The organism is Desulfovibrio piger (assembly GCF_900116045.1).
Taxonomy (GTDB): Bacteria; Desulfobacterota; Desulfovibrionia; order Desulfovibrionales; family Desulfovibrionaceae; genus Desulfovibrio; species Desulfovibrio piger_A.
Genome location: NZ_LT630450.1, coordinates 840440 through 862165 on the forward strand (window position 1 = coordinate 840440; position 21726 = coordinate 862165).

The following is a 21726-nucleotide window of genomic DNA, read 5'->3' on the forward strand; positions in this document are numbered from 1 at the left end:
CGGACAGACAGGAGCATCATCATGCAGGAACAAGACATCCAGCTGGCAGCACGCTGTGCCCGTCTGGCGGAACAGTCGCGCCATGCCGCCGCCTGGCTGGCCGACAATCGCGAGACCGTGGGCAGCGAATGCACCACGCTGCAAAAAGAGATGCGCCGGGCCGCCCGCTTTTTCGGCAAGTGCGAACAGGCCGCCCGCCGCAAGATGTGCGTGGGCGTCTTCGGCCCCAGCCAGTCCGGCAAATCCTACCTCATCTCGGCCCTGGCCCGCGACAGCCGCGGCGATCTGCTGGCGGACTTCTGCGGCCGCACATCGGATTTCATCACCGAGATCAATCCCGAGGGCGGCAAGGAATCCACCGGCCTGGTGACCCGCTTCACCACCACGCCGCCCCAGGGGCTGACGCCGGAATTCCCCATCCGTCTGCGCCTGCTTTCCGAGATGGACGTGGTCCGTGTGCTGGCCAATACCTATTATGCCGACTGCGAGCACAAGCAGATGCCCGATGCCGACGCCATGCGGTCCGCCCTCGAACGTCTGACGCAGACGGCCCGCCAGTCGTCGCCCGGCGTCAGCAGCATCACCGCTGATGACATGGAAGACCTGCGCGAATACCTCAACCGCAACTTCCTTTCCAAGCCGCGCGTCCAGATGCTGCAACAGGGCTACTGGACACAGGCCGTCAGCCTGGCCCCCCTGCTGCCCCTGAGCTACCGGGCGGAACTTTTCGGCATCATCTGGAACAGCCAGCCCAAATTCCAGCAGCTCTTCCTCGAACTTTGCCAGGCCCTGGAGGCCCTGGGCAACCCGGCCGAGGCCGACTGCCCGCTGGAGGCCCTGCTGCCGCGCCAGACCAGCATCATCGACGTGGCCCTGCTGGCCGGGCTGGGGACCGGCAGTACGGAAGACCGCCTGACCCTGCTGGGCACGGGGGGACGCAAGGCCGCCCTGCCCCGTGCCGTGGTCACTGCCCTGACGGCGGAGATCACCATCTTCATGAGGGAACAGCCGGACGACTTCTTTTCCTACACGGACCTGCTGGACTTTCCTGGCTACCGCTCCCGCCTCAAGATCCTGGACCTGGACAAGGAGCTGGAACGCGAGGGCGCGCTGCAGAACCTTTTCCTGCGCGGCAAGGTGGCCTACCTGTTCGAACGCTATTGCGAAGAGCATGAACTGACCAGCATGCTGCTCTGCATCGGCCCCGGCAACCAGGAAGTGCAGGATCTGCCCCGTGCCGTGTACGACTGGATCTGCTCCACCCACGGCGAAGACCCGGCCCACCGTGCCGGAAAGGCGCCCTCCCTGTTTTTCGTGCTCACCAAGATGGACATGGAGTTCGAGAAAAAAGCCGGATCGCCTTCCGTGGAACAGCGCTGGAACACGCGCCTGCAGTCCTCCCTGCTGGACTTTTTCGGAAAGCAGCATGACTGGCCCACCAACTGGGACGGCGCCCACCCCTTCCGCAACATCTTCCTGTTGCGCAACCCCAATTTCCGTTGCGAGGCCATCTTCACCTTCGATGCCCAGGGCAACGAAAGCGGCATCCGTCCCGACCAGACCGCCTATGTGGAAGAAGTGCGCCGGGCCTTTGTGGATTCGCCGCTGGTGCGCCGCCATGTGGATGATCCCGAAGCCGTCTGGCAGGCGGCCATGACGCTCAATGACGGCGGCATCAGCCTGCTGCGACAGCGCCTGCGCCCCCTCTGCAACCCCGAGCTCAAACGGCATCAGATCGGTGTGGGGCTGGACGAACAGGCCGAACGCGTCCTGACGGCGCTGCGTGTCTACTACCAGAGCGATGACCGCGAGGAACTGCGCCGTCAGAAAGAGGCCCTGGCCCGCGATCTGGCCGTTCTGCTGGCCCGCGTGGCCCAGAACCAGACCTTCGGCGAGATGCTCCACCGCCTGCAGGTCAGCGATCATGACCTGTATGTGCTGTGCGCGCAGGTCACGTCCGCCACGCCCGAGGCGGAAAACGGCGGGGCCGCGCCTGCCTCCATCGGGGTGCGCGTCTCGCAGCAGGACATACTGGACGAGCTTTTCGGCGATGAAGCCCCTGTGGCCACCGGGATGCCCGGTACGCCACCCGTCACAGGCAAGGACGGCGCGGCCGAGCTGGCCGAAGCCGTGTTCGATGCCTGGGTGGAGCAGGCCCGCCAGTTCGCGGCCGACGCGGAGACGCGCACCTTCTTTGCCATGCCCGCGCGCGAGCTGGACCAGTTCTGCCACGAGCTGCTGCTCTCGGCCCAGCGCTGCCGGGTACGCCAGCAGATGGAGGAAGACCTGCGTGCCTGCTCCGCCTACAGCAACCTCGAGCGGGAACGCCTGCTCTGGAAACAGGCCAGCCTGGCCGCAGATGCCATCAACGCCTTCGTGGACTGGCTGGGCTTCGATCCGCGCCGCCACAGCGAGCAGGAACGCACCATCCTCTTCCGGGACAAGCCCGTGGTCCTTTTCCCGGCCGTCAGCGATCCCGTGGGAGAACCGCTCATCGGCGAGGTGGAAGCGCCCTATGACCGGCAATGGTATACCGACTGGCTGCGCGCCCTGATGCACGGCATCACCGCCAACGCGGACTTCGACGGCCGGCAGATCCGCAACCCCCAACAGAACAAACGCCTGTATGACATCCTGCAGGCATTCAAAGGATAACGATGAAAGCCATCATTGCCCCTGATGCCGCGCGTACGCCCGGCGCGGCCGTCATCTGCGTGTACGATGCCCCCGGCGCGGGCCCGGCCGATGTGGCCATCTATTCGGGCGACGGCAAATACCTGTCCGCTTCCGGCTGGCAGGAAAGCCGTGTCCCTCTGCCTGTGGACGCCCATGATGACGACAGCGGCTGCCTGCGCCTGCAGGTAGGTGCGGCCGTGGTGGACAATCTGGACAAGCTGGAACGCTATCTGTTCATGGCCGGTGACAAGAAATGCGTTCTCCAGATCCAGGATCTCGTCTATTCCCGCATGCAGGGCGGGGACGGCATGGGCCATGCGGCCTCCCCTGCTGCGCCTGCGTCCGCGCCGCAGCCGGTGCTGCTCCCTGAGCCTGAGCCGGAACCGGCCCCCATGCCCGCACCGGCTGCCGACCCCGAACCGGAAGCGGAGCCTTCGCCGCTGCTGGCCGGAGCACCGCTGGACATGGACCAGCCCGCTGCGGAGACCGCGAAGGAAAAAAGATCATCCGGCAGCCTGCTCTGGATCGTCCTGGGACTCGTCCTGCTGGCCCTGGCCGCGGCCGCTGTCTGGTGGTTCTTCCTGCGGGCCACGCCTCCACCGCCCCCGCCCATGGCACCGCAAGCTCCGCCGGCCCAGCAGGAGGCAGCGGCCGGGACGAAAAAAGCCCCGGCAGCTCCTGCCGCGGTGGCGCCCTTGCAGCAGGCCCGCGAACATTTGCGAGGCACGGCGGACCCCGCCACCAGCCTGGAGCTGGCCCGTCCCCTACGTACGCCCCAGGCCGGCAACGATGAGAGCGACGCGGCCTTCCTGCTGCTGGAAGACGCTGCCCAGAAGGGCAATGCCGAAGCCATGTTCCTGGTGGGCCAGTTCTATGATCCGCAGTCGGACCTGCCGCGCGGCAGCATCCCCGCGGACATGAGCCAGGCGAAACACTGGTATGAAAACGCCAAAAGCAAGGGCTATGCGGAAGCGGACAAGGCGCTGGCGGCCCTGCGCCGCCATGTGGAAGGCGAAGCCGCCAAGGGCAACGCCGAGGCCTCGCTCCTGCTGCGCGAGTGGAAATAAGGAGAAGACCATGCCCAGAACCTGCATCCGCTTTTTCGCGCTCCTGCTGCTCCTGCTGGTGGCCGTGCCTGCCCCGCAGGCGGCGCCCCTTCTGCAGGAAGGCAAGAAGACCCTGTACCAGCGCGTTGTCTCCCATCCCGGCGCCATGCCCCTGAAAGAGGCCCGCGACGGCGCCCCGGCCGCGCGCGAGGCCCTGGTGCCCTTTACCGTGCTCTATGTCTACGCCCGGCAGGGCGACTGGCTGCAGGTGGGCCTTGATACCCGTACGCCCCTGGGCTGGCTGAAAAAGAATCAGGCCACGGACTGGAACCAGTCCCTGACCCTGCTCTTCACCCCGCGTACCGGCCGGGATCCCGTGCTCTTCTTCAAGACGGAAAAAGACCTGAAGGGCCTGTGCGAAGCCGCCGACATGGAAAAGCAGCTGGACAGCCTCGTGGCGGCCGCGGCCGGCGGCAAGGATACAGCCGGTCTGCCCATCCTGGCTTCGGAACCGGCGGAGCAGAAAGGGGCCGTGGCCCAGAAGCGCTTTTATCTCATGCCCATCCTCGGCATGAACCGGGCCTTTGAAGGCGTGAACCTGCTGCAGGTGGCCTCCATCGATCCCGGCAGCAGCCCGTCCGGCGCGGTGGCCGGTCCGCCCAAGACCGGCATCGCCCTGGTCATGGACACGTCCATCTCCATGAAGCCCTACATCGACCAGAGCCGCGACATCATCCGCCAGCTCTATGACCGTCTGGAAAAGGACAGGATGACCGACAACGTGGGCTTTGCCGTGGTGGCCTTCCGCAGCAGCACGAAAAAGACCCCCAGGCTGGGCTACACCTCGCAGGTCATCAGCGATTTTGCCACGGCCAAGGACCGCAAGGCCCTGGAAAGCCGCCTGGCCAAAGTGGAACAGGCGGCCGTCTCCAGCCATGATTTCAACGAAGACTCGCTGGCCGGGATCTATACGGCCATCGATTCCCTCAACTGGGGCCCCTATTCCACCCGCCTGATCCTGCTGGTCACGGATGCCGGGCCCCTGCGCGGCGATGACCCGTACGCCTCGCAGCGTCTCGGCGCCGCGGAGATGAACGACCTTGCCCGCCAGAAAGGTATCTGGATCACCACCATGCACGTCAAGACGCCCGGCGGCAGCAAGAACCACGCCTATGCCGAGCAGGCCTACCGGGCCCTGAGCCGCCTTTCCGGCGATCAGGCCAACTATCAGGCCGTCAACGCCTCCAGCCACAAGGAGGCCGCCCGCCAGTTCGGCATCGTGACGAAGATCCTGACCACCTCCATGGTGGACATGGTCAAGAACACGGCCAGCGGCAAGATCATGACCCGTCCCAAGGACGAGGCCGTGCCCGCCACCGAGGAAGCCCAGGCCCGCCAGCTGGCGGAGCGGCTGGGCTACGCTATGCAGCTGGACTATCTGGGCCGCAAGAACGAGAACCGCGCCCCGTCCGTGGTGGATTCCTGGATCGCGGACATGGACCTCAAGCGTCTGGCCCAGGGCCGCCAGGTGCCCAGCGTGGAAGTGGCCGTACTGCTGACCAAGAACCAGCTCAGCGATCTCAGCACCCAGCTGAAGAACATCATCGACAATGCCGAACGGACCAAGAAGACCGATTCGCGCGACTTTTTCCAGGGCATCCTTTCCGCCTCGGCCCGCATGGCCCGCGATCCCAACATGCCCACCCAGGGCAAGAGCCTTGCCGAACTGGGCGTGCTGGCCGAATTTCTGGACGGCCTGCCCTACAAGAGCGACATCATGCTGCTGCGTGAAGAAGACTGGTACCGCATGAGCATCGGCGAACAGACGGCCTTCATCAACCGCCTCAAGTCCCGGCTGGCCCGCTACGAGGAATATGACCGCGACCGGGAAAACTGGGAAAGCTTCGGGCAGAGCAACGCCGGGGACTGGGTCTACCGGGTGCCGCTGTCCATGTTGCCGTAAGCCGGGGGACGCATGGAAAATACGGTCTTCTCCCTGCGCGATCTGCGTGTCGTCCGCCCGGGCGCGGGCGCGTTCCGCCTGCATGTCCGCAGTCTGGATGTGCGGCAGGGGCAGCTGCTGGCCCTGACGGGCCCCAGCGGCTGCGGCAAAAGTACGGCCCTGGATGTGCTGGCCGGCATCCTGCGGCCTGACAGCGGCGACGGTTCCCGCTTTCTGCTGCGCACGGCCGACGGCGAGACGGACATGCTGGCCCTGTGGCGGGCGGGCCGTCTCGATGCCCTGGCCCGTCTGCGCGGCAAACATCTGGGCTATGTGCTCCAGACAGGCGGCCTGCTGCCCTTCCTCTCGGCCCGCGACAACATCCTGCTCCCCTGCCGCTGTCTGGGGATCATGGGACGCCGTCTGGAAGCGGTATGGAACATGGCCACGGCCCTGGGCATAGATCGCCTGCTGCTGCAGATGCCCGACAGCCTTTCCGTGGGAGAACGGCAGCGCGTGGCCATCGCCCGTGCCCTGGCCCACGGGCCCGCCATCGTGCTGGCGGACGAGCCCACGGCCGCGCTGGACCCGGACCAGTCCCGCAGGGTCCTGGGCATCTTTGCCGGTCTGGCCCGGCAGCAGGGGACCACGGTGATCATGGTCTCCCACGATCCGCAGATGGCCCGGGAGGCCGGGTTCACGCTGGTGCCCCTGGCCTGCTCCACCACGGAAGAGGGGCCCCTTTCCGTCATCGACCATCCCCAACGGTAACGCCATGCATACCCTTGTACAGATCTGCCACCTTTCCCTGCGGGATTACCTGCACGAGCGTCTGCTCTCCGCCTGTGCCGTCCTGGGGCTGGCGGCCGTCCTGGCGCCGCTGCTGATACTTTTCGGCGTCAAGTTCGGCGTGGTGGAGACCCTGACCGAACGCCTGCGCAGCGATCCTGCCACGCTGGAGATCTCCCCCGTGGGCAGCGGGCATTTTTCCGCCGCCGATATGGAACGGTGGCGCGATGACGGCCGGGTGGCCTTCGTCATGCCCCGTACCCGCACCCTGGCCGCCACGGTGGAACTGTTGCCGGAGCGGGGAACGCCCCTGCACGTTTCCATGGAACCCACCGGCCATGACGACCCCCTGCTGGCGCGCCATGCCCTGCCGGTACCGGCCCTGCTGCTGGACAGCGAAGACGATCCCGACCACCCGGGCCGCCTGCGCACCCGGGCCGCTGCCAGCGGCGTCGTGCTTTCCGCACCCGTGGCCGAACGCCTGGGCCTGCGGGCGGGCGACCAGCTGACGGGCAGGCTCGAACGCACCCGCAACGGCAAGGTGCAGGCCGTGCGCCTGACACTGAAGGTCATCGGCGTGCTGCCCCTGGCCGCCCAGCAAAAAAATGTGGCCTATGTGCCCCTGCCCTTCCTGGAAGCGGCGGAAGATTTCCGTGACGGGCGCGCCGTGCCCCTGTTCGGCCCGGAACATGCCGCTGACGGCGACCAGCCGCCTGCCGAGCGCCTTTATGCGGGCTTCCGCATGTATGCCCGCAGCCTGGATGACGTGGCGCCCCTGCGCGACTTGTTCCGGCAGCAGGGCATCACCGTCCATACCGAGGCCGAGGCCATCGACCAGGTCAGGCGCCTTTCCACGTCTCTGGACATCATCTTCCTGCTCATCGGCGGGGCCGCTGCCGCCGGCTTCACCGCCTCCACCACCAGCAGCACCCTGGCCGCCGTCCGGCGCAAGCAACGGCTCCTCGGCCTGCTCCGTCTGGGGGGCTTTTCCACGCTGGAACTCCTGCTCTTCCCCCTGTTGCAGGCCCTGCTCACGGCCGTGCTGGGCACGGGGCTGGCGCTGGGGCTCTATGCGGCTGCCCAGGGCGTGGTCAACCGCATCTTTGCCGCCGGTCTCGATGATATGGAACATGTCTGCCGCCTGTTGCCGGAACATGCCGTCGTGACCCTGCTGCTGGTCTGTCTGCTCTCCCTGCTGTCGGCCCTGCTGCCGTCCCTGCGCGGTGCGCGTACCGAACCTTCGGAGGTCATCCGTGAGATCTAGGCTGCTCCTTTCGCTCCTGCTCCTGCTGCTGGCGGCCCTGCCGGCAGCGCCCGCCGACGCTGCCCTGGCCAAACGGGGCGGTGAGGTCTCCACGGCCGAGGCCTGCAACCCGCACCCGGACAAGGACGATATCGTCCTGCCCATGCCCGGCGGGCTGAGCATGGTCTTCCGCCTGGTGGCCGTCCCCAGCAAAGGCCTGCTCTGGGACATGTCCGCCCGGCCCGGCCGCGATGATGCCGCCAACAGCGACCGGGCCTTTTACGACCGCCGCTACAGGGCTTTTCTCTCCGCGCCCTTCTCCCGGGTCGATCTGCCCGCCCGGTGGCGTGCCCAGGCCCCGGCAGGCGACTACTTTTTCTATCTGGTGGCCAAATATGAAGTGAGCCGCCTGCAATGGCAAAGCATCATGGGCAACGGCGCGGAAGCGCCTGTGGCGGATGCCGCCCGGCCCGTGACGGACATCAGCTGGTATGCGGCCGTGGAATTCACCCGCCGCTATACGGAATGGCTGCTGCAGCATGCCCCCGATGCCCTGCCCCGTTACGCCGGGGACAGCCGTAATGTGGGCTTTGTGCGCCTGCCCACGGAAACCGAATGGGAATACGCGGCCCGCGGCGGCCAGACGGCCGGGCCCGAGCTGCTGATGGAAAAGGATTTCTTTGCCCTCCCCGCGGGCGCGCCCCTGGCCGATTATGCGGTCTACCGTCCCGAAGGCGCGGCCCGCATCGCCGAAGACTGCGCCCGTATCGGCTCCCGCAAGCCCAACCCGCTGGGCCTGTATGACACGGCTGGCAATGCGGCCGAAATGGCGCTGGACATGTTCCGCTTCTCCGTGGGCGGCCGCCTGCACGGTTCCGCCGGAGGCTTCGTCCGCAAGGGCGGTTCCTTCCTTTCCGGCGAAGCGGAGATCATGCCCGGCCGTCGTGAGGAAAGCGCCTTCTTTCTGGCGGACGGCCCCGCCCATGCGCGCGATTTGGGCTTCCGTCCTGTCATTTCCGGCATCAACACCCCCGGCGGCGAACGGCCTTCGGCCCTGCAACAGGCCTGGAACGCCGCGGGCCGGAGCAACCCCCTGGCCAGAGATGCCGGCCGCAACCCTCTGGAAGAGCTGGACAGGCTCCTTGCTGCCGCGCCTGACGACAACAGCCGCAAGAATCTGCTGGCCCTGCGCGAGGCCATTAAGGAAAACAACATCCTGCAGGAGCAGCAGCAACAGCTGGAGATGCAGTCCACCCTGCGCACGGCCGTCTATATGCTGGAGACCATCCGCAACTATGCCAGCCGCCGCAATTCCCTGCAAAGCCAGTATGAGAGCATGAAACGGGACAGCCGGAGCGCCAAGGGCGAGACCCTCGCCACCCTGCGGCGTATCATGAACACGGCTGAACAGGGACTGGAACAGTTCCGGACCGGTATCGACCGTTCCCTCTCCTTCTACCGGACCCGAGTGGAAGAGGCCGCCCGTCTGGACAAAGACGATTTCGAACGGGCGCTTGCCGGCCTGCTCAAGGATTATGCTGGAGAAGACCTGTTCAACGAGAACATGCGCCGCAATGCGGAACTGCTGCGGCAGCATGTCCAAAATGAGCGGGCAGGCAAACTCCCCGCCGGCAGGGCCATGCTGCAGGAGATCCTGGAGACCCGTTCAAAGTAGCTTTCCCGGGCATACCGCCTGCATTCACCCACGCCGCACCAGCGGCAAGACAAGGAGCTGGTTCGATGAACAACAAACCGCGTTTAGGCTGGATAGGCACCGGCGTCATGGGACATTCCATGGCCGGGCATCTGCTGGCTGCGGGCTATCCGCTGACCGTCTACAGCCGTACCAAAGCCAAGGCCGAAGGCCTGCTGGCCTGCGGTGCCCGCTGGGCGGAAACGCCTCGTGAAGTGGCCCGGAATGCCGATATCGTCTTCTCCATCGTGGGCTATCCCCGTGACGTGGAGGACGTGATGCTGGGTGAACAGAGCGCGTTGTCCGGCCTGGAGGGGGGCGGTATCCTCTGTGACATGACCACCTCCAGTCCCGAGCTGGCCCGGCGCATCGCCGCCGCCGCTGCCGCCAGGGGCTGCGCCAGTCTGGATGCCCCCGTCACGGGCGGGGATATCGGGGCGCGTGAGGCCCGCCTGTCCATCTTCGTGGGCGGTGACAAGGAAGCCTTCGAGCGTGTGCGCCCCTGCTTCGAAGCCATGGGCAAGAACATCCTGCACTGCGGTGCGGCCGGAACGGGCCAGCAGGCAAAGCTGGCCAACCAGGTGGCCATCGCCGGCGTCATGTTCAGCGTCTGCGAATCCCTGCTTTTTGCCCAGGAAGCCGGTCTGGATGTACGCCAGTGGCTGGAACTGGTGGTGCCCGGCGCCGCGGGCAGCACGGCCATGGGGACTCTGGGACGCCGCCTGCTGGGCTGTGACTATGCCCCCGGCTTCTTTGTGGAACACTTCATCAAGGATCTGGGCCTGTGCCTGGAGGAATGCAAGCGCATGGGGCTGGTGCTGCCCGGTGTCGCGCTGGCGGAGCAGGTCTACCGTCTGGCCCAGGCCCGGGGACACGGCAAGGACGGTACGCAGGTCCTGCTGCAGGTACTTGCCGAACTGTCCGGCAAACAGTGGCGGGCCCACGCCTGAGCGCCGTCCCTGACGCGTCCTCCTGAAAACTGCCAGCCTTTCCCCGCTGTTCCGGTCCTGCAGGAGAGCGCGCCGGAAGGCGCCGGGATGGGCTTGCCGGGATACTGGCGCCGCCCGCGGCCTGTCCGTTTCCTCATGCCATGAGCTTCAAACGGCCGGGTCAGTGGCGTACTGCCTTTTTTTGAGGCAGCTGCTGTTTTTATTGTTGACATCAAAACGGAAGGCGCGTACAAGCCTTTTCTTGTGTCGGGATGTAGCGCAGTCTGGGAGCGCACTTGAATGGGGTTCAAGGGGTCGAAGGTTCAAATCCTTTCATCCCGACCAGAAAACAGAAACCCCAAGGGATCTACGGGAACGTGGGTCCCTTTTCTGTTTTTGGCGCCTGAGGAGCCGGGCTTGGGAGCTGGCCCCTTTCCCTCTTTCCGGTGTTCCTGCTTGCCGGCCATGTCGCGGGACCGGATCATACGGGACCAAACTTCCCGCTGGTCCTTGGACTATGGGAAGAGTATCGGGCTTCTGCCAGCCGGTCAGACAGGCCCTCGCTCACAATCAGAACCACCCGCAAAGCGGGTGGTTTGCTCTGGCCCTGTAAGGGCCTGTTACCGGCTGCGCCTAAAGACGCTGGCTTTCACGCTGTTCAAGCCCAGTGCCCTTGCCGCCTTGGCTACCCCTTAAAGGGGTCTTGATATTCGCGTGATGTCAGCTTGTCTCTCATAATGTCGTGACGTTCCTGATCCTGGATATATTTTTTGATCGTTGCCTCATTAAGCCCCACCGTACTGACATAATATCCTTCGGCCCAAAATTTTCTGTTGCCAAACTTATATTTAAGGTTTGCGTGCTTATCGAATATCATCAACGAACTTTTCCCTTTCAGGTAGCCCATGAAATTTGCCACACTGATTTTAGGAGGAATGGACACCAGCATGTGGACATGATCCGGCATCAGATGCCCTTCCAGAATCTCAACCCCTTTATATTTGCAGAGGCATTGCAGAATTTCTTTTATACTTTCACGGAGCTGTGCGAAGATTATTTTCCTTCTATATTTTGGAGTAAAGACGATATGATACTTGCACAACCATTTCGTATGCGCTAGGCTATGAGCCTTGGTTCCCATAACAAAAACACCTTTCCGTTAATGTTGCGATGGGCTTGAACAACTTCATCGTAGCGGAAAGGTGTTTTTGTGTGTATAACGTATTGTCTCCACCCGCATAGCGGGTGGTTTTTTGTTTCGCGCCTGTCAGGCGCTCAACAGGCTAAAGCCCATAAGTAAAAAGCCACGAAGGTAACCCTCCGTGGCTTTTTTGTATGCGTGAAAAAATCGGGGATGACAGACAGCTGTCATGCTTTCCGTATGTCTGCTGTCCTCCGCTGTCTACAGGAACAAAAACTTCTAGGGGCGGCCCTCGCGTTCCATTTCGCCGACCCAGCGGGAAAGACGTGTCCTGGAATAGCGGTCGTCAGCCCCATCCAGCTTCTTAAATCCCTTGATATTGTCCTCAAGCCAGGCCTTATCCGTCATCAGGATCTCGCAGGTCTTGCGGGCCCGCTGCTGGAAGGCATTGAGGGCGGTACCGTCAAAGGCGATGTCCCTTATCCGGGCTTCCGGGACAGGTTCATGGTATTCCATGATGACCTGGGTCCTGCGGAAGTTCAGCAGCAGCTTGGCCCTGTACACAAGACAGGCTGCATGATCCGTGCAGAACGGATCGCTGCCGCCGTCCAGCTGCATGAGATTTTCGTAAAGGGTCTCGCCCTTATAGGCGTACTGCTGCGCCCGGATGGCCGGGAACGCCGGATGATGCGCGGCTTCCCATTCCCAGGTCCCTTCTGTGTCCGCCACTGCCGTTATCAGGGTGCCGGTACCATTGCTGTACACAGCGAACCAGATGCGGGCATCACCATCCACGGAGTGCCGCGTTTTGGGACGCAACGTCCGGTTCCCCAGGCTCTGCAGCTGCATGTCCGCAGCCGGAGCAAAGCTGAACGGGGGACGGGCACGAGAAACGATGACCGTCTGGCCCGACGCGGCCAGCTGGCCCGCTCCCCGCAAAGGAGGCTGCCCACCCATAAAGAAAACGAAAACAGCCACAGCGATGATGGCAACGATGATCAGCAGGATTTTCATGGTCCCTCCAGAACGCTTGGCAGACAGGAGCCATACGTCCGCCGCAAGCATGTTAACCGTATCCGTGGCAGAGCAAAAGCCCTGTTCCCTGCGAGGATCTGATCCCGGCAGAAGCCTTGTAACAGGAATTCCAGACCCCAGAAAACAGAAAAGGGACCTACGTTTCCGTAGATCCCTTGGGGTTTCTGTTTTCTGGTCGGGATGAAAGGATTTGAACCTTCGACCCCTTGAACCCCATTCAAGTGCGCTCCCAGACTGCGCTACATCCCGACGCGAAGATGTAGATAGACGAAGACAGCAGGCTTGTCAACAAAAACATCCTGTTTTTTTACAAACAGCGCCACCGGCCCCCTGTGCGGAAAAGGGCAAGAACCGCGTCACGGTCTGCGCGCTCCGGCCTTCTGCCCGGTACGGAAGGAGAGCGGGGACTTCCCGGCCGCAGCCATGCCCCACCGCGCTGTCATACCCGATGGATGGCGGGCACAAGGCGGCCTGCGGCATCCCGCAGCCTATACGGCGTCAGGACCTGCCACCGCTGGCTGCCTGCGAAAGGCCATCGATCCGGCTGGGAGCGGTATGCCCTCCGCTCCGCCTTGTGCCCGCCACCCGCATGGTCACGACCCGGGCGCCCGGCACCATACGGCACCGGACACGGGGAAAGGCCTGGGCCTTCTGCCCCGCAAAACAGAAAAGGGACCTACGTTTCCGTAGATCCCTTGGGGTTTCTGTTTTCTGGTCGGGATGAAAGGATTTGAACCTTCGACCCCTTGAACCCCATTCAAGTGCGCTCCCAGACTGCGCTACATCCCGACGCGAAAAAGATATCTACTCTTGGCATGATTTTTTGTCAACAACAAATTCTTTGGAAAGAAAAAAATTTTGCTTTTGTGAAAATTCAGGACGATTTTTGTCAATTCCGTTACATTGTGAAGCATTTCTCAACCATGACAAATATCATGAAACATTGGCAACATATTGATTTTAATTTATTTTTAAAACATTTTCTTCCCGTTTTTTTCTCAGGATGCTTGTTTTTTCCTTCTCTTGCCGGGACATTTTTATGAAAAACCACGCAGCCACCTGCATTGACAAAAAAATTTTCCTGTGTAGAAGACAGATGGCCGTGCAGCCTGGGGGGTCAGGATGCCGGCTGGATATTCCGGTTTCCCTACTTGTGTCACATAATATTTCATAGTATGTTACAGGGAAGGGATTTTTTCACCAGGTTGAGAAACCTGCAATCAGGAGGTTGGATATGACAACCAAATCAGCCTTTAATGAAGACAAAGTAGCCCTGCTGCTTGGCTGCATTATCTTCATCTTGGGCCTGGGCAAGTTCGCTGGACTGGATCTCCTTGGCTGGGTGGTGAAAATAGGCATGTGGGTGGACAGCCCCGTCGATGCCTGGAAGCCCGCTACCAAGGGCCTGATGGCCGGCTGGCAGTCTCTGGTGGCCACCTATGTGTTCGTGACCGCTCTGCTGGCTCTCGGCGTCAAACTGATGAAGGGTAATGTGGGCCGCTTCGTGGGCTCCTTCACCGTGATCTTCTTCATCGCCATCGCCTGCTACACCGCCGGCGCCAATGCCTACATCGCTGCTAACCCCACTCAGCTGGCCAAGCAGGGCATCCCGTGGGCTCTGGGCCTGAGCACGGAAGCCGGCCTGATTGTCGCCCTGATCATGGGCATCCTGATCAGTAACTTCGCCCCCAGCGTTGCTGACACCCTGCGCGATGCCTGCCGCCCCGAGCTGTTCGTCAAGATCGCCATCGTGGTTCTGGGTGCCGAACTGGGTGTGAAGGCTGCTGACGCCGCCGGTTTCGCCGGTCACGTCATCTTCCGAGGCCTGTGCGCCATTGTTGAAGCTTACCTGCTGTACTGGGCCGTGGTTTACTACGTTGCCCGTAAGTACTTCAAGTTCAACAAGGAATGGGCCGCCCCTCTGGCTTCCGGTATCTCCATCTGCGGTGTGTCCGCCGCTATCGCCACCGGTGGTGCCATCCGCGCCCGGCCGGTGGTTCCGATCATGGTTTCTTCCCTGGTCGTTGTGTTCACCTGCATTGAAATGCTGATCCTGCCCTTCATCGCCCAGTACTTCCTGTACTCCGAGCCCATGGTGGCCGGCGGCTGGATGGGCCTGGCCGTGAAGTCCGACGGTGGCGCCATCGCTTCCGGTGCCATCACCGAATCCCTGATTCTGGCCAAGATGGCCGGTCTGGGCACTGAATGGGAACCCGGCTGGATCGTGATGGTGACCACCACCGTCAAGATCTTCATCGATATGTTCATCGGTATCTGGGCTCTGGTCCTGGCCTACATCTGGACGGCCAAGTTCGACAAGACCCGCGGCGACCGCACCATGACCTGGGGCGACGTCATGGACCGCTTCCCCCGCTTCGTGCTGGGTTACCTGGGTACCTTCCTGATCCTGCTCATCGTCTGCCTGAGCACGCCTGAACTGCACAAGGTCGGCAAGGCCATGTCCGGCGCCATGAACGGCTTCCGCGTCATCTTCTTCCTGATGACCTTCTTCAGCATCGGTATGGTTTCCAACTTCCGCAAGCTGATGGAAGAAGGCATCGGCCGCCTGGCCATCGTGTACATCGTCTGCCTGTTCGGCTTCATCATCTGGGTTGGCCTGTTCATTTCCTACGCCTTCTTCCATGGCATGACCCCGCCTGTGGTTGGCGCCTAGTTTAAAGGAGAACAATGATGGAAGACAAAGAAGTCAAATTCCACGAAGAAGTCCAGAAGATGGAATACGAGCCCCTGGATGAGACGGAAATGAAGCTCATCCACTGGAGCTGGGGTCTGGGTGTGGCCCTGCTGGTGGTGCTGTTCCTCATCAGCAAGTTCGTGATGACCACCCACTAGACCTCGGGTTGTTGAACACGTAATAAGGATGCCGGGAAGGGCCTGCGCCCTTCCCGGCTCTTGCGTACAAAGGACATTATCATGCCGCGTTATCATCTGCGTTACCTCAAGGGCCCCAACTATACCCTGAACCTGGAGTATGACGGCATCGTGGAGGCCCCTTCCTTTGAGGAAGCCCTGCGTCCCCATACCGACTGGCCCATCACGGAAAGCTACGACCATGCCACGGCTACGGCCTGGAATCCCGGTACCTGCATGTATTATCAGGAAATGTGGGAGGCGGCCCTGCTTCCTGATGCTGACCAGAAGCAGCAAAGCTAGCACCACACGGCGCTGACGCCTGCAAGGGGGGGAACATGCGTGCGCCTCCCCTTGCGGTGTGGCAAGGCATCTTTCCCTCTCCACCCCGCCGCCACCAGGGCTACCGGACAGCTTCCATGAACATTTCCGCCACCTCTCCCCTCGTCTCTGTCCTGCTCCTGCTGGTCTCCATGTCTTCCATCCAGGCCAGCGCCTCGCTTGCCAAGACCATCTTTCCCCTGGTGGGCCCGGCCGGTACCACGGCCCTGCGTTTGCTGGTGGCCTCCGCCATCCTGCTCGTGGTGATGCGCCCCTGGAAAAAAGCCATCCCCCGCAGCGCCTGGAAGATCATCGCCGTTTTCGGCCTGGCCACGGCAAGCATGAATCTTTGCTTTTACGAGGCCCTGAGCCGTATCCCGCTGGGGGTCGCCGTCGGTCTGGAATTCACCGGTCCTCTGACGGTGGCCATGCTCTCTTCCCGCCGCCTCGTGGACTTCATCTGGGTCATCCTGGCAGCGGCCGGCCTGGCCATCCTGCTGCCCCTGCGTCAGAGCGCGGACAGCATCGATCCGCTGGGCGCCGTGCTTGCCCTGTGTTCCGGCGCCTGCTGGGCCCTCTATATCATCTTCGGCAAAAAAGCGGGCAGCAGCCTGGACAAATCCTGTGTGGCCCTGGCCATGCTCGTGGGCAGCTGTGCCATTTTCCCCGTGGGCCTGCTCTCCTCGGGGATGGACCTGTTCAGGCCCGCGGTCCTGCCACTGGCCCTGATCCTGGGTATTTTTTCCTCTGCCCTGCCCTACGGCGTCGAGATCATCGCGCTCAAGAACCTGCCCTCGCGCACATTCAGTATCCTCATGAGCCTGGAACCGGCCCTTGCCGCCCTTTCCGGCTTCCTTTTCCTGGACGAGCAGCTGAGCCTTGCCCAGTGGGCGGCCCTCACGGCCATCATCAGTGCGTCCATCGGCTCCACGCTGACCATCAGAAAGCAATAATCAACACCGGCCCATACGGGACAGACCTTTCCCAACACCGTCAGGGACACAGTCCCTTCCCGCATCGGCGCCTGTTCCCTGTCTGACGGAACACGCCATTGTGCCTCTTCCAAGAATACGCACCTTTCCTGAGGCTCTCTGCCGGAGGATACAGGCGCACTTCCGCCGCTCTCCCGCAAAGCAAAACCATCCGCATGGCGGGGGAGCATCTGCAACATCCGGCAGGCCAAAGCCATATACGAAAAGAAGGCGGGGACACATCGGGTCCCCGCCTTCTTCGTGTGCTCTCCGCCGGTCCTAGAATTCTTCCGGCAGCTGCAGCATTTCCTCATAGGTGAACACGGGCCCGTCCAGGCACATGTAGTGCGCGCCTACCTTGCAGTGGCCGCACTTGCCCACACCGCAGCGCATGTGGGTCTCCAGGGAGGTGAAGATGTCCCTGCCGTTCATGCCGAGGCCCAGCAGGTCACGGGCCACCAGCTTGATGCGGCGCGGCGAAGCACACAGGATGGCCCGGGCATTGGCCCAGTCGAAATCCAGTTCCGGCAGCAGGTCATTGATGTAGCCCACATGGGCCTGGACGGCATCCGTGGGCCTGGCCAGGGCATACTGCACGGTCACGCCGGGGATCCTGCTCCAGTCTTTCAGATCCTGCTTGTAGACCAGGCCCTCGTAGCGCGTGGCACTGGCGATGATGGCGATACGGCCATAGCGTTCCCGCTCCTGGAGCAGACGCACGATGATGGTCCGCACAGGGGCCAGGCCCACACCGGAGCCCACCACCAGCACGTCACGGCCAGCGAAGGAACGGTAGGGGAAGCCCTTGCCGTAAGGTCCGCGCAGGCCGATGACATCCCCCACGCCGAGCCTGGCCAGGGCCGACGTCACCTTGCCCACTTTTTTGACGCAGAACTCGAACTGGCCGTCGTGCTGATCCCCGAAGGGGATGGACAGGGCCACTTCCCCCACGCCAAAGACCGTGACCATGAAGAACTGCCCCGTCAGGCGGAAGGTCTCGGCAAGGCGTTCATCCATGTAGCGGACCACATAGCGGCGGATGTCCGGGGTCTCGTCATGGATGGCCACGATGCGCGCGGGATAGGGCGTGAACAGCTGGGGATCGATGCGGGTGGATGCCCGTTCCGGGATGGAGACCGGCACGGGTTTGCGCTGCCCCTCGGGCGGGCAGTCCCGCACCACAGTAGCGGCTATCTTGCGGATGTCGATGCCCGCCGGGCAGACGTCGATGCAGCGCCCACAGCCCACGCAACCTTTTTTGCCGAAGCGGTCCTGGATGTAGACCAGCTTGTCCATGATGCGGTGACGCACGGCGGCAGCCTTGCTGCGCGGGTTGTGCCAGCCGGCATTGCGCGTGAAGCCCGCCGTCTGGCAGGAATCCTTGACGCGGACACGGCGGCCGGATCGGGCATCCAGGCGTTCTTCATTGAACTGGAAACAGGTGCAGGTCGGGCAGACGGCCGTGCAGCCCGTGCAGCGTATGCAGGTGGGCGTGATCGCTTCCCACACCGGATGGTCAAAGCCCTGCAGCAGGGCCGTGCGGATCTGCGAGAGGTCAGGCAGCTCCTGAAAGGCCTCGCGACAGTCCTTTTCCAGCTCGTCCAGACGGGCACGCAGGGCCGCTTCGGTCACGGGCCGGAAAAAGACCAGGGCCTGCCCCACAAGGTTCTCGCCCTTGTCTGTGGCGCATTCCACCCAGCACAGACCGCCATCCAGCGTCAGCATCAGGTCGAAGCCGCTGCGGGCGAAAGGACCTGTGCCCGTGGCTGCGCAAAAACAGCTTTTGCCGGGCGTGCGGCAGTTCATGCCCACGATGGTGACGGCTTCACGCCGCAGGGAATAATTGATGTCCCTGTACTCGCCCAGATAGAAATCATCCAGATATTCCAGGGCGGCCACATCGCAGGGACGCATGCCGAAAATGACCGTCGGGGCCATGGATTCCGCCCCGGGCTCGGCCACATAGGTACGTTCGTTGCCTTCCCAGCGGAACAGCACGTCCTGATACCCGTTCAGGACATCCACCGGCGGCATGGCAAGATTGGCATACTCGAGGCACAGGCCCTTGTCCGGGGCAAAGCTCTCCAGGCGCGTGGTCCCGTCCTGCTCCCTGCAGGGGCACAGGACACGGGAGCCTGACTGCCAGGCGGTCAGCAGGGCGGGCAGATCCGCCGGATTCATGGTATAGTATGCGGGCATGGCTCAGACCCTCTCCAGCCTGACGGCACTGATTTTGTATTCAGGGGTTTTGCTGACCGGGTCCAGGGCGGTGCAGGTCAGCAGATTGACCATGGCTTCGGCAAAGTGCAGGGGGGCAAAGACCAGCCCCTCAGGCACATCGTCCGTGATGTGCATGCGCGAGACCACGGCGCCGCGGCGGCTGACCATGCGCAGACGGGCGCCCTCGCGGATCTCCAGCCTGCGGGCATCAGCGGGATTGATGTCCGTCACCAGTTCGGGCAGTTCACGCTCCAGCATGGCGCAGCGGCGCGTCATGGTCCCGGTCAGGTAGTGGGCATGGCGCATGCCGGTACTGAGCAGGAGGGGGTATTCCTCGTCCGGCAGTTCCGCCGGGGGCACATGCGGAATGGCGGCAAAAAGCCCCTTGCCGCGGGTGAAGCGCCCCAGATGCAGGATGGGCGTGCCGGGATGGCCGGGCGTGGGACAGGGCCAGCACAGCCCCTCTCCTTCCAGACGGGCATAGCTCATGCCGCCCATGCTGGGCGCCAGGGAACAGATCTCGTCAAAGACCTCGGAAGCCGAGGCATGGTGCATGTCATAGCCCAGCCGCCGGGACAGGGCCTGGATGATCTGGCCGTTGGTCCGCCCCGCCATGGGCGGGATGGCCTGACGTACGCGCTGCACACGGCGCTCGGAATTGGTGAAGGTGCCGTCGGTCTCGGCGAAGGAAGCGCCGGGCAGGACCATATGCGCCAGTTCCGTGGTCGGCGTGGGGAAAATGTCGATACAGAGCAGGAACTCCGCCGACGACAGGGCCTTCACCACATGGCCGGAATCCGGGTCGCTGACCACGGGATTCTCGCCCATGATGATCATGGCCTTGAGCCTGCCCTCCTGCAGGCCGTGCATCATCTCCATGGCCGTCAGGCCGCGGGCGGGCGACAGGGGGCGCCCCCAGGCCGCCTCGAACTTCAGACGGACCGCCTCGTCATCCACGAACTGGTAGCCGGGATAGTAGTTGGGCAGCCCGCCCATGTCGCAGGCGCCCTGCACGTTGTTCTGGCCACGCAGCGGGTTCACGCCCGTGCAGGGGCGGCCGATCTGGCCGCAAAGCATGGACAGGTTGGCCAGGGAGCGGACATTGTTCACGCCGCAGCGGTGCTGGGTGATGCCCAGGCAGTAGACGATGGCGCTGGTCTCCGAGCGGGCATAGAGTTCCGCAGCCCGGAACAGGAGCTCACGCGGCACGCCGGTGACTTCCTCGGTCTTCTCGGGCGTCCATGCACGCAGGCTTTCACGCAGCTCGTCGAAATTCTCCGTGCGCTCCGCGATAAAGGCCGCATCGTGCCAGCCGTTTTCGTAAATGATGTGCATCAGGCCGTTGACCAGCGGCACGTCCGTCCCCGGCCGCAGACGCAGGTGCACGTCCGCCAGACGGGCGAGATCCGTCCGGCGGGGATCGGCCACGATGAGCCTGCCGCCCTCGCGCTGGCAGCGCATGAGCCGCATGCCCACCATGGGATGGGCGACCGTGGTGTTGGAACCGATCACAAACAGGCAGCCTGCCCGCGCCAGCTCGTCGAACGAGTTGGTCATGGCGCCGCTGCCGAACGAAGTGGCAAGACCTGCCACAGTGGGGCCGTGTCAGAGGCGGGCGCAGTGATCGATGTTGTTGGTCCCCAGCGCGCAACGGGTGAGCTTCTGCAGCAGGTAATTCTCTTCGTTGGTGCAGCGGGCGGAGGTCAGCACGCCGATGCTGTCAGGGCCATACTGGTCGCGGATGCGGGCCAGCTCACGGGCGGCATGGTCCAGGGCGCTTTCCCAGTCCAGGGGCTGCCAGCCCTGCCCCGTCCGCAGCAGGGGCGTTTTCAGACGGTCAGGGTGCTGTATGAATTCATGCACGTTCCAGCCCTTGACGCAGAGCTTGCCCCGGTTGACCGGGCTGTCGGGCGTGGGCACGGAACGCTGAATGCGTCCTTCCGCAGTTTCCAGGGTCAGGCCGCAACCGCAGCCGCAGTACGGGCAGGTTGTCGCCGTGTGACGAATATCCATAAGTCTCTCCGCAATATCGCATCATGCCCGGCCGGGACGGCACGTCCTCTGTCCGTCACACGCCGGCATGAGCCTTTTTTCCAGCTTCGGGGTGGAAAATTTTGTCGTTTTTTTCCATAAAAAAAGGTGCCCAACATGTCAAAGAGAAAGGGCTTTCTTTTCTGAAGACAGACCGGCACCACACAAGGAGGCCCGCATGGATGACGCCACCCCCTGGCAGGAAATGGCCCGCATGGCGCAGGCAGAAGCCCGACACATTGCGGAAGAGCTGGATATCGGGGGACACTGGCGCCGCGCAGGCGCCGTGGTCAATGCCGTAGGCTCGTTCAGGACAAATCTTCTGGTCCGGCACAGGGACATCGACTTCCATGTCTACACGCCGGTCCTGGACCATGACCTCAGCTTCCGCGTCATGGCGGCCCTGGCCCGCTCGCCGCACCTGAACAGCCTGCACTTCGTGGACGGCAGCAGGACAAAGGAACGCTGTCTGGAATGGCATGGCATCTGGCAACGCCCCGGCGGCGCCCCCTGGCAGATCGACATCATCCACATGGAGAGCGGTTCGACGTTCGACGGCTTTTTCGAACGCTTTGCCGACCGTCTTTGCCGGCGCCTGGACGACGGAACGCGGGACACCATCCTCCGCCTCAAATATGAGACGCCGGAAAACGAGGGCATCCACGGGGTGGAATATTACCGGGCTGTCCTGGAAGGGGGCGTGCGCACGCTGGAAGGGCTGCGCCGCTGGCGTGCCGCGCATCCTCTGGAGGGGGTGGACCTCTGGATGCCCTGAGGCATCCAGACCGCCCGGCGCACGACCACAGGGCGGTGCCCTT

General features: G+C 63.2%; 16 protein-coding genes and 3 tRNA genes. 13 read left to right on the forward strand and 6 right to left on the reverse strand.

Features of this window, described 5'->3' with window-relative positions; genetic code table 11:
• Nucleotides 1-21: 21 nt before the first annotated feature.
• The 8 genes from DESPIGER_RS04085 (at nucleotide 22) to DESPIGER_RS04120 (ending at nucleotide 10663) form a co-directional block, all read left to right on the forward strand.
• Nucleotides 22-2655 carry a virulence factor SrfC family protein gene (locus DESPIGER_RS04085; protein WP_072333419.1) on the forward strand — a complete coding sequence of 878 codons (2634 nt, stop codon included), beginning with the start codon at nucleotides 22-24 and terminating at the stop codon, nucleotides 2653-2655.
• 2 nt (nucleotides 2656-2657) lie between these two features.
• A complete protein-coding gene (locus tag DESPIGER_RS12865; protein WP_072333422.1) occupies nucleotides 2658-3743 on the forward strand; it encodes a sel1 repeat family protein in 1086 nt (361 codons plus the stop codon).
• A gap of 10 nt (nucleotides 3744-3753) precedes the next feature.
• Entirely contained in the window at nucleotides 3754-5685 is a 1932-nt protein-coding gene (locus tag DESPIGER_RS04095; protein ID WP_072333425.1) for a vWA domain-containing protein, read from the forward strand.
• Between the two features lie 12 nt (nucleotides 5686-5697).
• Complete coding sequence (locus DESPIGER_RS04100) at nucleotides 5698-6435, forward strand: ABC transporter ATP-binding protein (RefSeq protein WP_072333428.1); 738 nt, start codon at nucleotides 5698-5700, stop codon at nucleotides 6433-6435.
• Nucleotides 6436-6439: 4 nt separating this feature from the next.
• On the forward strand, nucleotides 6440-7717 hold the full coding sequence (locus DESPIGER_RS04105) for an FtsX-like permease family protein (RefSeq protein ID WP_072333431.1): 1278 nt from the start codon (nucleotides 6440-6442) through the stop codon (nucleotides 7715-7717).
• A complete protein-coding gene (locus tag DESPIGER_RS04110) occupies nucleotides 7707-9371 on the forward strand; it encodes a formylglycine-generating enzyme family protein (RefSeq protein ID WP_083575286.1) in 1665 nt (554 codons plus the stop codon). The genes DESPIGER_RS04105 and DESPIGER_RS04110 overlap by 11 nt, the downstream gene beginning before the upstream one ends.
• Before the next feature lie 65 nt (nucleotides 9372-9436).
• Complete coding sequence (locus DESPIGER_RS04115) at nucleotides 9437-10339, forward strand: NAD(P)-dependent oxidoreductase (RefSeq protein ID WP_072333436.1); 903 nt, start codon at nucleotides 9437-9439, stop codon at nucleotides 10337-10339.
• 247 nt (nucleotides 10340-10586) lie between these two features.
• Nucleotides 10587-10663, forward strand: a tRNA-Pro gene (locus tag DESPIGER_RS04120).
• Nucleotides 10664-11003: 340 nt separating this feature from the next.
• Here DESPIGER_RS04120 and tnpA read toward each other — a convergent pair.
• The 4 genes from tnpA to DESPIGER_RS04140 form a co-directional block, all read right to left on the reverse strand.
• Nucleotides 11004-11459 carry an IS200/IS605 family transposase gene (gene tnpA, locus DESPIGER_RS04125; RefSeq protein WP_072333439.1) on the reverse strand — a complete coding sequence of 152 codons (456 nt, stop codon included), beginning with the start codon at nucleotides 11457-11459 and terminating at the stop codon, nucleotides 11004-11006.
• Nucleotides 11460-11738: 279 nt separating this feature from the next.
• Nucleotides 11739-12473 (reverse strand): DUF4851 domain-containing protein, encoded by a 735-nt coding sequence (locus DESPIGER_RS04130; protein ID WP_072333442.1) that lies wholly within the window; start codon nucleotides 12471-12473, stop codon nucleotides 11739-11741.
• A gap of 193 nt (nucleotides 12474-12666) precedes the next feature.
• Nucleotides 12667-12743 (reverse strand) — tRNA-Pro (locus DESPIGER_RS04135).
• Nucleotides 12744-13206: 463 nt separating this feature from the next.
• A tRNA-Pro gene (locus DESPIGER_RS04140) sits at nucleotides 13207-13283 on the reverse strand.
• Between the two features lie 445 nt (nucleotides 13284-13728).
• Between DESPIGER_RS04140 and DESPIGER_RS04145 the strand changes: the two genes are divergently transcribed.
• The 4 genes from DESPIGER_RS04145 to DESPIGER_RS04160 all read left to right on the forward strand — a co-directional run bounded on the left by DESPIGER_RS04145 (nucleotide 13729) and on the right by DESPIGER_RS04160 (nucleotide 16639).
• Complete coding sequence (locus tag DESPIGER_RS04145) at nucleotides 13729-15168, forward strand: putative sulfate exporter family transporter (RefSeq protein WP_072333445.1); 1440 nt, start codon at nucleotides 13729-13731, stop codon at nucleotides 15166-15168.
• A 14-nt stretch (nucleotides 15169-15182) separates the two neighbouring features.
• Nucleotides 15183-15347, forward strand: coding sequence for a bacteriocin-type signal sequence (locus DESPIGER_RS04150; protein ID WP_072333448.1), 165 nt, complete (start codon nucleotides 15183-15185; stop codon nucleotides 15345-15347).
• Between the two features lie 81 nt (nucleotides 15348-15428).
• Nucleotides 15429-15668 (forward strand): hypothetical protein, encoded by a 240-nt coding sequence (locus DESPIGER_RS04155; protein WP_072333451.1) that lies wholly within the window; start codon nucleotides 15429-15431, stop codon nucleotides 15666-15668.
• A 116-nt stretch (nucleotides 15669-15784) separates the two neighbouring features.
• Nucleotides 15785-16639, forward strand: coding sequence for an EamA family transporter (locus tag DESPIGER_RS04160; RefSeq protein WP_072333454.1), 855 nt, complete (start codon nucleotides 15785-15787; stop codon nucleotides 16637-16639).
• A 297-nt stretch (nucleotides 16640-16936) separates the two neighbouring features.
• Here DESPIGER_RS04160 and DESPIGER_RS12620 read toward each other — a convergent pair whose 3' ends face one another.
• Both DESPIGER_RS12620 and fdhF read right to left on the reverse strand, forming a co-directional pair.
• Complete coding sequence (locus DESPIGER_RS12620; protein WP_083575288.1) at nucleotides 16937-18856, reverse strand: 4Fe-4S dicluster domain-containing protein; 1920 nt, start codon at nucleotides 18854-18856, stop codon at nucleotides 16937-16939.
• A gap of 3 nt (nucleotides 18857-18859) precedes the next feature.
• Nucleotides 18860-20890 (reverse strand): formate dehydrogenase subunit alpha, encoded by a 2031-nt coding sequence (gene fdhF / locus DESPIGER_RS04175; RefSeq protein ID WP_083575289.1) that lies wholly within the window; start codon nucleotides 20888-20890, stop codon nucleotides 18860-18862.
• A 196-nt stretch (nucleotides 20891-21086) separates the two neighbouring features.
• Between fdhF and DESPIGER_RS04180 the strand changes: the two genes are divergently transcribed.
• Nucleotides 21087-21683 (forward strand): hypothetical protein, encoded by a 597-nt coding sequence (locus DESPIGER_RS04180; RefSeq protein ID WP_072333457.1) that lies wholly within the window; start codon nucleotides 21087-21089, stop codon nucleotides 21681-21683.
• Nucleotides 21684-21726: the final 43 nt, after the last annotated feature.